This window comes from Peterkaempfera griseoplana (assembly GCF_001418575.1).
In the GTDB taxonomy this organism is placed as follows: Bacteria; Actinomycetota; Actinomycetes; order Streptomycetales; family Streptomycetaceae; genus Peterkaempfera; species Peterkaempfera griseoplana.
The window spans coordinates 1-11,485 of record NZ_LIQR01000370.1; the positions used below are offsets into that span (position 1 = coordinate 1).

Here is an 11,485-nt window from a genome sequence, read left to right on the forward strand (position 1 = left end):
GACGAGCCCACCAACCACCTCTCCCCCCGCCTGTGCGACGAGTTGGAGGCGGCGCTGGGCACGGGCCCGGGTGCGATCGTGGTCGCAAGCCACGACCGCTGGCTGCGCCGGCGGTGGCAGGGCCGCGAACTGCGGCTGGAACACCGCTGACCGTACGGGCGCCGAGAACCGGTTCCCGGGCGTCGCCGGCCGGGAACCGGTTCGTTCTCCCACGTGAGGTGACTCGGCCCGACGCGCGCACCGGCGCCGACGTCCTGGTCAGGGGATGCAGTCGGCCAAGCGGTCGGCCCAAGGTCGACCGGATCCGTCCTTCCTCGGGGTGGCAGGTGGCCACCGGGCTGATGCGCCCGGGGCGTCGGGCGGGCAGCAACGGGCCCCCCGCCGGCGGCATCTCGGGGTGCTGCTGGCGGTGGCCGAGGGAGTTGTACGGGCTCCGGTTGCGGTGGGTCAGACGGAGACGCTCACGTGAACGGAGCGGTCGCCGTGCCGTGTCCANNGGCTTCCGGTGCATCAGTGACGCACCAATCGCCGATCTGTGCTGGCGCCGGAGCCAGGAGGCCTGATAGGAAATGCACATGTCAGGCAACGCGCCGCATTGGGCCGAGACCGCCGCGACGGGTGCCGCGTCTCCGGGGACGCCTCGCGATGAACCCTGGCGATGCTGGGTCCGGGTGACGTGTCTCCTGGCCCGCCTCAGGGGCGTTCTCGTGAGCCGGCGGGCGGGTTGGGTTGGCCGCTGTGAGCGCGGTGCCGTTGATGTGACATGGGGGTGCCATGGTTCAGCACTGGTCGCGAGTGTGGCCGCAGCGGGTTTTCGCGGACCCGGTTGAGGTGGAGCTGGCGGCTGTCGGCCTGGCCCGTATCGTGTCCGACGGCATGCCGCAGGCACGGCGCCGTTCGAGGAAACATCTGGACGGGTGGCTCAGTGGCTTCGCCACCGAGGGGCGCGACGCGGCCATGCGTCTGCTGGCCGAGGTGCTGGCCTGCCAGGCCGCGCACGCGGTACTGGATGCCTGCGGGGGCGATACCGCCACGGCGAAGGCGCAGCTCGGGCAGGCGGCTGCTGATGCCTCGGACGCCGCTCGGCTTGCCGGAATTCCGTGCCCTGCCCGGCCGACCGGGCTGGCGCTGACGTGGCTGTGGGTAGAGGCCATCGAAGCTACCGGCGCTCAGGTCCCACCAGTACTGCTGGACGCGGAGAGCGCGGAGTGGTTCGCCGGCCGCTGGGACCGCTTCGTGGGCACGAGAGACACCGGACGCGCTCACGAGTTGCTGCTGACGCTGGCCGGGATCATGGTGGCAGCGCTCGGGAGACTCCTGGATGCCAAGCCGGCTCGGGTGGCCGCCCGCCTCGACGAGTGGGCGGCCGAGGTGTTCAGACGCGGCGGCGGGACCGCATGGGGCGTACCCGATGACCCACGTGGGCTGTCCCCGGCACCCGACGGCCCGCAGTGACACCGATTGAAGCCGCAACCCAGGCAGCAGCCCACCCGGCCTGCGGCTGAGGGGCATCACCCGTCCCGCGCCCCGGCGCGCGCACGCGATACGTGGGGTGGGGGTGGTCACGGTGTCCGGTGCGGGCGCGGGGCAGTGCGTCATGCGGCTCGCCGGGAGCCGGAGGCCGACCGGGTCCGGGCTGCCGCCGTCGGGGGTGTGGCCGTTGCGGCTCGCCGCCGGTAGACCCAGCCAGGGCCGGGTCAGGTAACCGATGGGGGCGCTCCACACGTGGACGAGGCGGGTGAAGGGCCAGGCCGCGAAGAGCAGGCAGGCGGTCAGGGCAGGGAGCTGGAACAGCAGCGGGGCTCCGGCGATGGCCTCGGGCTGGGGCGGCTCCGACTCCCACGCCATCGCGAAGTTCCAGGCCCAACCTCAACGCCACGGCCGCCACCGCACCCACCACCGACTTCCCCAGCCCCGCCTGACGTCGATGTGCCGCACCGGCCGCGCCCGTACCTGATCAGCATGGGCGCGGCCGGCGCTTCCCCCAAGTCGCGCTCCGCGGGCGTGTTCCCGCGGGGCGACATCGTGCGTGCGTTAGAACTGGCTGGCGCCGCCGTCGACGTGGACCTCCGCCCCGGTCATGAAGCTGCTGCGGTCGGAGGCGAGGAAGGCCAGGACGCCGGCGGTCTCTTCGGGCCGGGCGAGGCGGTTCATGGGCACGCTTGCGACCATGGCCGCGCGCTCCGCTTCGCCGTCACCGACCACCCCGAGCAGCCCGGGGGTCTCGGTGGGTCCGGGGGCGATGGTGTTGACGCGGATGCCCCGGCCGATCAGCTCCGCGGCGAAGGTGCGGCCGAGGGAGCGGATGGCGGCCTTGGTGGCGGCGTAGACACTCATCCCCGGAGATGCCTTGATGGCTACGTTCGAACCGCAGAGGATGACCGAGGAGCCCTCCTTCAGCAGCGGCAGCGCCTTCTGCACGGTGAACACCACGCCTCCGACGTTGGTGTGAAACAACTGAGTGAAGTGTTCCCAGGTGATCTCGCCCAGAGGGGCGACTTCACCGATGCCCGCGTTGGCGAACAGGATGTCGAGGCCCCGGCCACTGCCTTCGACGGCAGCCATGACCCGGTCGATGTCCGCGAGGTCGGTGACGTCGGCGTGGATTCCGGTCGCCCGGTCAGCACCGATACCGGCCACGACCTCGTCCAGCTTCTCCTTGCGCCGCCCGGTCACGAAGACATATGCGCCCTCCGCTGCGAGTTCCCGGGCCGAGGCAAGGCCGATGCCGGAGGTCGCGCCGGTGACGAGGGCCGTCTTGCCGTCGAGCTGTCCCATGAAGGTGACTCCTTTTCTTACCGATCGGTTGCATGATCACGGTAGCAGCTTTCTGTACCGAACGGTTGCATGAGGTCCGCATTTCTGTACCGAGTGGTAGGATCCGCCACATGACCAGCACCGCTTCGTACCGCGGCAGGGGACGCCCTCGCGGTTTCGTCGAGGACGAGGCACTCGACCGGGCCATCCATGTCTTCTGGGAGCACGGTTACGAGGGCACTTCTCTGAGCGACCTCACCGCGGCCATGGGCATCAACAAGCCGAGCCTGTACATCGCGTTCGGCAGCAAGGAAGAGCTGTTCAAGCGTGCCCTGGTCCGGTACAAGGACACCTACGTGGCGTACGCGGCGGGCACCTTGGAGGAGCCGACCGCGTATGCCGTGATCGAGAGCTATCTGCGCACCGCGGTCGATGCGCTGACCGGCAGCGGTCATCCGCCGGGCTGCCTGTCCATTCAGGGCGGCCTGTCCTGCGCGCCGTCGAACAGCGGAATCTCCGAGTTCCTGGCCGCCTACCGGGCGGTCTTCGAGGGTGAACTCGCGCAGCGGTTGGCCCGGGCCGAGAAGGAAGGCGATCTCGTGGGCGGCACCGACACCGCAGCTCTGGCCCGGTTCGTGGTGACCCTGGGCCAGGGTCTGGCCGTCCATGCCGCGGCCGGCGCGGGCCGCGAGGATCTGCAGGCCGCGGTGGAGGTCGGACTGCGGGCGATCGCCGCTTACGTGCCCTCGGGGACCTCGGTCACCCCTGCGGCGGCCAACGGGGCGTAACCTCCGAGACCGGCGTCGTGGGACCGGGTCGCCGCTCGCTGCATGAAGGTCTGCGCCCGGCGGTTCGCGTGAGCAACGGGTGGGGTGGTCCCGGCAGACGGAGGTGCCGAGGACCGTTGCCCTCGTGCCTGTCGCAGTGCTGCGGCGCGAGGAGAAGTCAGCCGGCGGCGCTCACCTGCTCGGTTCAGCCAGGCGGTACAGCGTTTCCGGGTTGGCTGAAGCGATCTTGGTGCGTCTGTGAGGTCTCGGCAGAGGAACGCTTCACGGTCAACGCGCCAGCCCCCGGCGTGGTCGCGGCGGGCGAGTGCGGCGCAGGCTTCTCCGGTTTGCCTGCTGGTGAGGTGGTCAGCGACGCGAGCCCAGGGCAGCCGGAGTGGCTCGGACGCCCGATTCCGGCGGCCACGCCGATCACCTCACGACTGCCTCATTGAGTCGAAGGTCCATCAGAATGGCTTCTCTCCGGCCAGCCGTCCCCCGCCGTCGACGTGCAGCACGGTGCCGGTGACGTACGGGTTGTCGATGGCGCAGAACAGTCGCCGGCGTGACCGGCTCTCGGGGTGCTCACACTGGTCGTCGGTGACTGTCTGCTGCGTGGTGGGTCATCTGTCAACGATGGGCTTCGAGGTCTGTCAGGACGAGCAGGGCGTCTCGGGAGCGGTCGACGGGCGAAGTGCCCGTGACACCGACAGCGAGAGGTCGGCGACGGCCGATCGGCATCGATCAGCCCAGCGATGCAGTGGCCGCACGCAGGTCTTCCAGGGCTGCCAGTGCATGTGGCGCGAGCCCTTCTGTGTCATCACGATCGCTTTCGGACCACTGGGCGTATCCCCGCTTGAACGCGAGGACTCCCAGCTCGCCAGCGAGGTGCGCGGTCGGCTCGGGGACGCCGCGGGCGATGAGCGCGGCCGTCATGGCGGCCGCGAGACCGACGCTCTTGAGTGCGTCGCGCTCTTGAAGTTCGGTGCTGGCTGCCACGGCCGCTTTGAGGCGGGGGCCGAGTTCGCGGTTGGCCGGACCCATGGCGCTCGACGCGCGCTCGAGACCGGCGGCCACCGCCTGGAGCGGACTGGCGCTCACAGGCGCCTCGGTGATGCCGTCGGAGAGCAGCCTGCTGAGCGTCTCCTGGCCGGCGACCAGCAGCTCGCGCTTGTCGGAGAAGTGCCGGAAGAAGGTGCTCTTGGTGACGCCGGCGCGCTCGGCGATCTGCGTCACCGTGGTGGCGTCGTACCCCTGCTCGGTGAACAGGTCGACGGCCGCGACGACGAGTCGCTGGGCCGCCCCCGGTTGCCATCTAGCCATGAGATCAGGATAAGCGATGCGACACCTGTCCCGTCACTGTGTATGGTCAGTTATGAGACAATGGTCCCATCACTTTCAGGGAGATCTCATGCATGTCTTCGTCACCGGCGGTACCGGCACCATCGGCTCCGCCGTCGTCGCCGAACTGCTCGGCAACGGACACACCGTTCTCGCACTGGCTCGCTCGGACGGCTCCGCGCAGGCACTCGAGAGCGCTGGTGCCAAGGTGCTGCGAGGAGACCTGGCGGACCTCGACGCCCTGCGGTCCGGCGCCGGGCAGTGCGAGGGCGTGATCAGTCTGGCGTTCGGACGCGACTACAGCAGCCCGGACGCTCTCGCCCAGGCCATCGCCGAGGAGAGCGCCGCTCTCGCCACACTGGGGCAGGAACTCATCGGAAGCGACCGCCCGATCGTCACGGTCTCCGGCACGCCCTGGGTGCCGGGACGCGCCTCCACAGAGGCCGATCCGCTGCCGACCGACGGACCGGTGGGCGGTCGGGGCCGTTCGGTCAATGCACTGCTGGACCTCGCCTCGCGCGGTGTGCGCAGCACGGCTGTCCGCATGCCGCGCACGGTCCACAACCAGGGCAAGGGCGGATTCGCAGGCCTGTTGACCGATCAGGCCCGCCGCACCGGTGTAGCCGGCTACCCGGGCGACGGCACCCAGCGCTGGCCGGCCGTGCACGCGCTCGACGCAGCGGTTCTGTTCCGTCTGGCCCTCGAGTCCGCACCGGCCGGGACGGCCTGGCACGCCGTCGGCGACGAGGGCGACGCGGTGCGGGACATCGCTACGGTCATCGGCCGACGACTGGGTCTGCCGGTCGAGGAGGTCCCGCAGGAGAACTTCGGCCCGTTCGGCCCGATCTTCGCCATGGACCAGCCGGCGTCCAGCGTCCACACCCGCGAGGCCCTCGGGTGGCAGCCGACCCACTCCAGCCTCCTTGAGGACCTGGAGACCATTCAGCCCTGACACACACCAGGGGACCGGACGGAGACGGCTCAACGGGTCACCCGCAAAGGGCCGGTCTGCCCGGTTCCGGAACACTCCACTGCGTCGCGGACGACTGTTCTGCCGAGTGGATCCCTCAACGGTTGACTTCGAGGTTCGTCAGGACGAGCAGAGCGCGCAGGAGGCAGGTGGCGCGGGCGGGGTCGGTGCCGAGTTCGGTGAGGATCCGCCAATTCTTGAGGTGGCCGAAGCCGCGCCCGACCGGTGCGCATCCGTTGGCGAGGACCCGCTTGGCGTTCTTCCCGCCGGGGGGAGCTTGTGGGTGCGACCGGCATGGAAGCCAGTCGCACCCACGGGGTCGACGATGTCGTTGTCCAAGCCCCGAAGCCCAGTCGAACGGGGCGACGTCCACTGGGAGTCCCGCGTGCCGGCCGCCCACCACCCTCTGGCTCGCACTCCGCCGTACGCACAGGAGGAGGGCGAGCACTGCAACGGCGCCCGGGCCGAGGTGCACCGGGCCTTTCGTCGCACGTTGCGCGAGGGATGCGGCAACCGCGCGCTGCTGAAGACGGATACCGCAATCAGAGCCAAGGGTCGGACGAGCTCAGCCGCCGCGCCGCACCCGGGCCGCCTCGCGGGCCTCCGCGAGCTTGCGGGCCTCGATGCTCTTACGGGACGGCCTGCCACCGGAGGCGCTCCTCGGGTCCTTGGTGCTGCCCAGGCCACGGAACGGGGCGTTGTGGTTCTTGGGGCGCGCTGCGGCCGCCCCGCGGTCGAGAGGCTGCCCGGAGGGGGCCTTGGCGCCGGTGATGCGGCTGAGCTCCGCCTCGCCGGACCGGACTTTGGTGACCTTGGGGATGACGTCGGCGTCGGCCATGACCTGGCTCGTCTCGCGGCGCTGTCCCGAGAGGACGAGGGTCACGACGGTGCCGGAGCGGCCGGCCCGGGCGGTGCGGCCCGCCCGGTGCAGATAGTCCTTGGGGTCGTTGGCCGGGTCGACGTTGACCACGAGGTCGAGGTCGTCGATGTGCAGGCCGCGTGCGGCGACGTTCGTCGCCACCAGGGCGGTGACCTGCCCGTTCTTGAACTGGGCCAGGGTCCGGGTGCGCTGCGGCTGGGCCTTGCCGCTGTGCAGGGCGGCGGCCGCCACACCGCTGGCCCGCAGATGCCGCGTCAGCTGGTCGACACCGTGCTTGGTCTCCAGGAACAGCAGGACGCGGCCGTCCCGTGCGGCGATCTCCGTGGTCACGGCGTACCGGTCGGGACCGTGCACTACGAAGACATGGTGTTCGATCGTGGAGACCGCGCTGGACGAGGGGTCCACGGAGTGGACAGCGGGGTCGCGCAGGTGGTCCTGCACCAGCTGGTCGACGTCGCGGTCGAGGGTGGCGGAGAACAGCATGCGCTGCCCGTCGGGCCGCACCTGGTCCAGGATCTCGGTGACCTGCGGCAGGAACCCCATGTCACACATCTGGTCGGCCTCGTCCAGGACCGTGATGCGCACCCGTCCCAGCCGGCAGCCCTTACGGTCGATGAGGTCGCGCAGTCGGCCGGGCGTGGCGACGACGATCTCGGCGCCGTCCCGCAGCTCGGCGGCCTGCCGTCCGAGGGACACTCCGCCCACCACGGTCGTGAGCCGCAGCCGCAGCGCCTCGGCGTACGGGGTGAGTACCTCACCGACCTGCTGCGCCAGCTCCCTGGTGGGTACCAGAACGAGCGCCAGCGGCTCCTTGGGCTGTGCGCGCCGCCCGGCCGTCCGGGCGAGCATCCCCAGGCCGAAGGCCAGCGTCTTGCCGGAACCGGTGCGGCCCCGGCCCAGGACGTCCCGTCCCGCGAGCGCGTTGGGCAGGGCCGCCGCCTGGATGGGGAAGGGCACCGTCACACCGTGCTCGGCAAGCACCCGCAGGATCTCGGCCGGCAACCCCAGCTCCGCAAAGGACGCCGCCGGGGGCAGAGCCGCGGTGGTACCCGACACCTCGTCCTGCTGCTGGGCATCGACACGTGCTGATTCGCTCATAAAAAGCCTTCCTCCTGAGGGACCGTACCGAGGAAGGCGCGGCAGGGACGCGGCCGCCAGCCAGGGACCCCGCACCGGGCACCGACACAGCGACGCTGCAAAAGCTCCACGCTAGCACAGAGCGCACCACCCGCCCGTGCCTCCCCTGACCGCGCCGCTCAGCCCCGGAACGACAACTGGACCCGCCTGTGCCGACCGTCTCGACGCGCTGACCCGCAAAGTTTCTGCCCGCGAAAGCGGCCCCCGCCCTCCAAGATCCGCACCAGACGTGGACCAACTTCCCATCACGTCAGGCAATCTCACACCCCAAGGCCACGGTCGGCACAGCTTCGCCTCGACCGACTACCGCAACCTACTCACCGCAACCCACCAGCCGTCTTCACCAAGGCGACCGGACGGCTGCGGGCCAAGGACGTCTGCGAAGCACTTGACCACGAACTGCTGCCGAAGAACATCGAGGGCGCCCGAGCCAAGCCGAAACGCCTGGTCAAGCTCGGCATTCTCACTGAGGTGGACACTGGCGGCTTCACCAGGGAGCAGTGACCGGCCGAGCCCCGATCAGCAGCCCTGCCTCTCAGGCACAGAGTTCTGCCAGATGCTGGACCAAAATGTCCTGTGCCTGCTGCGGGCTCATCCGCGCCGGCCGGGCCAGCAGTTGCACCACCATCCCGTCCAGCAGGGCATGCAGCCGCGCAGTTTCCGCCGCACGTGTGCGCCCCGCGCCGAGCGCCCCCAGCTCCTCCAGCGCGGCCACGGCGCTCTCCACCGCGCCACGGACGGGTATCGCCCGCTCAACTGCCGTGGCACGAAAGGACGTCAGTTTCCTCTGAAGCTCATCGATCACACCGGCACCGTAACGCCCGCCACCGACGTCGCCATCGGGTGCGGGACCCCCGGGATCGCGCAGGATCGTCGCCCGCGCTCCCAGCCGATCCGCTCCGCGATCACGGTCACGGGCATCGTCGGAGTCTGCTTCAACAGGCGTGACCTATCCCCCGCGGAACTCTCTGACGCGCTGACCGGCCGGACGGTGGTGCGCTCCCTGATGCGCCGCACCGTACGCCTCGTCACCGCCCAGGCCGCGCTGTTCTGGCGGGCCCGCCACGACGCCCTGCTGCGTCAGCGGGTGCTGGCCACCTACCGGCGCGAACTGGTCGGTCCCGACCCGGACGAGGTCCCCGCCGCCGGCCGCGAGGTCGTGGCCGACCACCGGACGCACGATGGCCGAACTCGTCCAGGCCCTCGAGGACCATTGGCCCGGCCCGCCACGCCGCGCCCTGGGCGAACTCCGCGTCGACCCGCTGCGCCTCCTCGGCACACCCGAACGAGAGGCCGTCCACGCCGAGGCCCAGGACCTGACCGCGTTCCTGGACGAAGGCATCGACCGCGTCCGGATCACGGCCACCGACGCAGGCAGCCGAAGGCCACGCCTCACGGGCGCGACCGGCTGCCCGCGCCCCGACCGGGCGGCGCTCCGGCCGGTCTCAGACCGCGGCGGGGAAGTCGGTGACAGGTGCGGTGTCCGCGGTGGCGTCCAGGTTCGTCAGTAGAGCCTGTACCTTGGCGGTCGCATAGGCGTGGGAGTCCGAGCCGAGCAGCTGGCGCAGCGGCCCGCCGCCGGCCACGACCCGGTCGATGATCGAGGCGGCGCCCTTGACGGGGTCGCCGAGCTGGCTGCCCTGGAGCTTGAGGTGGTCGCCGACCATGTCACGGATGCCGGGGTAGTGTTCCGTGGTTCCGGTGGGCAGTACCAGTGAGTCCTGGGTGAGGAAGTCGGTGCGGAAGTAACCCGGCTCGACGATGGTCACGTCGACACCGAAGTCCGCCACCTCGGCCGCCAGAGCCTCGCTCAGGCCCTCGAGCGCGAACTTGCCCGCGCAGTACAGCGCCCAACCCGGGACGGCAGTCAGTCCCAGGACCGACGACACGTTCACGATGTGGCCGCCACGCTGCTCGCGCAGGACGGGCAGCGCGGCACGCAGCACGTTCCACACGCCGACGACCTGGACGTCGAGCATGTCGCGGACCTCGCGGTCGCTGGTCTCCTCCACCGCGGCCAGGAATCCGTAGCCCGCGTTGTTGACGACGACGTCCAGGCCGCCGAGACGCTCGGTGGTCTTCTGCACGGCCTGCTGCACCTGGGCTTCGTCGCGCAGGTCGACGGTCAGCGGGCTGAGACGCGTGGTGTCGACGCCGTCGCCGAGCGCCGTGAGCAGCCGGTCGGTGGATCGCGTGGTCGCCGCGACGCTGTCACCGCGCGCCAGCAGTTGCCTGACCAGTTCCAGTCCCAGTCCACGGGAGGTGCCGGTCACGAACCAGATCGCGGGTCGGTCGGTCGGAAAGGCCATGTTCGTCCTTCGTCAGTGCCGGGCCGCCCCGGACTGTCCTCGGGGTCGGTGTACATCCAGCGTGGACCGCCGGACCCGGCTGCGGACGCGCATATCGCGCCCTGCGGGACCGGGGACTGGGCAACCTAGGACTCGGAGGGCCAGCCGGGAACGCCGCGCATGGGCGACACTGCTCGGGTGGGCAACACCAACCGTGAACTGGCTGATTTCCTCAAGCGCGCTCGCAGCCAGGGCGACCCTTCGCGAGCGGGGCTCCCGCCGGACGGCCGGGTACGCCGCGTGCCGGGTCTGCGCCGGGAGGAAGTCGCCTTCCTGGCGGGAGTGTCGGCCGACTACTACACCCGTCTCGAACAGGGCCGGCCCATCACTCCGTCACCCGCCGTGGTCGAGGCCCTCGGTCACGCGCTCGGGCTCGACGCCGCGGGACGGGCACACCTGCGGGACCTCATCGGGGTGACCGCGGCACGGGCCCGGGGCCCCCGCGGTGTCCAGCGCGTCCGCCCCGGCCTCTACCAGCTGCTGGACGCCCTGGACGGCGAACCCGCTCTCGTTCTGGGACGCCGCACCGATGTCCTCGCCGCCAACCGAATGGCCAAGGCACTGTTCAGCGACTTCGAACAACTGCCCGCACGGCAGCGTAACTACGCGCGCTGGATGTTCCTCGACGACGCCCGGAACCTGTTCGTGGACTGGGAGGACCAGGCGCGGGCCGCCGTCGAGAGTCTGCGGTTCGAGGTCGGCCGCGATCCGGACGATCCGGCCACCATCGCCCTCGTCGAGGAACTGCGCGCACACAGCCGCGAGTTCGACCACTGGTGGGAGCAGCACCGCGTCCACCGACGCACCCACGGCTCCAAGCGCCTGCGCCATCCTCTCGTCGGCGAGCTCACCGTCGAGTACGAGACCCTCACCCTGCCCGGGGATCCCGACACGACCCTGTTCGTCTACACGGCGGAGGCGGGATCGTCCTCGAAACGGGCTCTGGACCTCCTCGCGAGCTGGACCCTCACCGATCCTGTGGCGGAAGCGGGACGCCAACGGCATTCCCCTCGCCCCCAGGAACAGTGACCGCACGCTCCGGCAGGCCCCTGCCGCGTTCGTACCGGTGAGCCCTGATCGGCGGCGCGCCGCTCCTGCGCCCGGTTCCCTTCTCGACGTCGTCGCGAGTGCCATTCTCACGAGCTGACGAGCTGACAAGCGCGGGGAGCGGCGAAGCCCACGGTCCGGGGCTGCTGTTCGCCGCCCGGGGCGCTCAGGGCGCGGCGGCCGCGACTCAGAGGGACGCTTCCCGCCCCGCGCTCCTCCCCCTCCGGCCCGCGGCCACCCG

The 11,485-nt window shown here is 70.8% G+C and carries 10 protein-coding genes and 1 pseudogene; 5 read left to right on the plus strand and 6 right to left on the minus strand.

Going from position 1 to position 11,485, the window contains the following annotated elements; all coding sequences use genetic code 11:
• The first annotated feature begins 774 nt into the window (after positions 1-774).
• Positions 775-1,455 (plus strand): hypothetical protein, encoded by a 681-nt coding sequence (locus tag AOK09_RS26055; protein WP_055589690.1) that lies wholly within the window; start codon positions 775-777, stop codon positions 1,453-1,455.
• 140 nt (positions 1,456-1,595) lie between these two features.
• Here AOK09_RS26055 and AOK09_RS38265 read toward each other — a convergent pair.
• Positions 1,596-1,827, minus strand: a pseudogene (locus AOK09_RS38265) (respiratory nitrate reductase subunit gamma); the annotation flags it as partial.
• Between AOK09_RS38265 and AOK09_RS40895 the strand changes: the two are divergent.
• Positions 1,739-1,957, plus strand: coding sequence for a hypothetical protein (locus AOK09_RS40895; protein ID WP_169797066.1), 219 nt, complete (start codon positions 1,739-1,741; stop codon positions 1,955-1,957). The pseudogene AOK09_RS38265 and the gene AOK09_RS40895 sit on opposite strands and share 89 nt — an antisense overlap.
• A gap of 77 nt (positions 1,958-2,034) precedes the next feature.
• On the opposite strand, the gene AOK09_RS26065 is transcribed toward AOK09_RS40895, so the two are convergent.
• Positions 2,035-2,778, minus strand: a complete 744-nt coding sequence (locus tag AOK09_RS26065) for an SDR family NAD(P)-dependent oxidoreductase (RefSeq protein ID WP_055589692.1) — start codon at positions 2,776-2,778, stop codon at positions 2,035-2,037.
• A 110-nt stretch (positions 2,779-2,888) separates the two neighbouring features.
• Here AOK09_RS26065 and AOK09_RS26070 point away from each other — a divergent pair, with 110 nt between their 5' ends.
• Positions 2,889-3,545 (plus strand): TetR/AcrR family transcriptional regulator, encoded by a 657-nt coding sequence (locus tag AOK09_RS26070; RefSeq protein ID WP_055589693.1) that lies wholly within the window; start codon positions 2,889-2,891, stop codon positions 3,543-3,545.
• 720 nt (positions 3,546-4,265) lie between these two features.
• On the opposite strand, the gene AOK09_RS26075 is transcribed toward AOK09_RS26070, so the two are convergent.
• Complete coding sequence (locus AOK09_RS26075; protein ID WP_055589694.1) at positions 4,266-4,844, minus strand: TetR/AcrR family transcriptional regulator; 579 nt, start codon at positions 4,842-4,844, stop codon at positions 4,266-4,268.
• Positions 4,845-4,932: 88 nt separating this feature from the next.
• Here AOK09_RS26075 and AOK09_RS26080 point away from each other — a divergent pair, with 88 nt between their 5' ends.
• Entirely contained in the window at positions 4,933-5,814 is an 882-nt protein-coding gene (locus AOK09_RS26080; RefSeq protein WP_055589695.1) for an SDR family oxidoreductase, read from the plus strand.
• A 583-nt stretch (positions 5,815-6,397) separates the two neighbouring features.
• Here AOK09_RS26080 and AOK09_RS26085 read toward each other — a convergent pair.
• From AOK09_RS26085 to AOK09_RS26105, 3 genes are all read right to left on the minus strand, one after another.
• Positions 6,398-7,810 carry a DEAD/DEAH box helicase gene (locus AOK09_RS26085; RefSeq protein WP_055589696.1) on the minus strand — a complete coding sequence of 471 codons (1,413 nt, stop codon included), beginning with the start codon at positions 7,808-7,810 and terminating at the stop codon, positions 6,398-6,400.
• Positions 7,811-8,384: 574 nt separating this feature from the next.
• On the minus strand, positions 8,385-8,654 hold the full coding sequence (locus tag AOK09_RS26090; RefSeq protein ID WP_055589697.1) for a TetR family transcriptional regulator C-terminal domain-containing protein: 270 nt from the start codon (positions 8,652-8,654) through the stop codon (positions 8,385-8,387).
• 640 nt (positions 8,655-9,294) lie between these two features.
• Positions 9,295-10,158 carry an SDR family oxidoreductase gene (locus AOK09_RS26105; RefSeq protein WP_055589700.1) on the minus strand — a complete coding sequence of 288 codons (864 nt, stop codon included), beginning with the start codon at positions 10,156-10,158 and terminating at the stop codon, positions 9,295-9,297.
• Between the two features lie 177 nt (positions 10,159-10,335).
• Here AOK09_RS26105 and AOK09_RS26110 point away from each other — a divergent pair, with 177 nt between their 5' ends.
• A complete protein-coding gene (locus AOK09_RS26110; RefSeq protein WP_107101456.1) occupies positions 10,336-11,226 on the plus strand; it encodes a helix-turn-helix transcriptional regulator in 891 nt (296 codons plus the stop codon).
• Positions 11,227-11,485 lie beyond the last annotated feature (259 nt).

What these genes read in the sequence shown, in the direction of transcription:
- AOK09_RS26085 (WP_055589696.1), bottom strand. Translation starts at nt 7,810, where the DNA reads ATGAGCGAATCAGCACGTGTCGATGCCCAGCAGCAGGACGAGGTGTCG.
- AOK09_RS26065 (WP_055589692.1), bottom strand. Translation starts at nt 2,778, where the DNA reads ATGGGACAGCTCGACGGCAAGACGGCCCTCGTCACCGGCGCGACCTCC.
- AOK09_RS26070 (WP_055589693.1), top strand. Translation starts at nt 2,889, where the DNA reads ATGACCAGCACCGCTTCGTACCGCGGCAGGGGACGCCCTCGCGGTTTC.
- AOK09_RS26080 (WP_055589695.1), top strand. Translation starts at nt 4,933, where the DNA reads ATGCATGTCTTCGTCACCGGCGGTACCGGCACCATCGGCTCCGCCGTC.
- AOK09_RS26105 (WP_055589700.1), bottom strand. Translation starts at nt 10,158, where the DNA reads ATGGCCTTTCCGACCGACCGACCCGCGATCTGGTTCGTGACCGGCACC.
- AOK09_RS26075 (WP_055589694.1), bottom strand. Translation starts at nt 4,844, where the DNA reads ATGGCTAGATGGCAACCGGGGGCGGCCCAGCGACTCGTCGTCGCGGCC.
- AOK09_RS26055 (WP_055589690.1), top strand. Translation starts at nt 775, where the DNA reads ATGGTTCAGCACTGGTCGCGAGTGTGGCCGCAGCGGGTTTTCGCGGAC.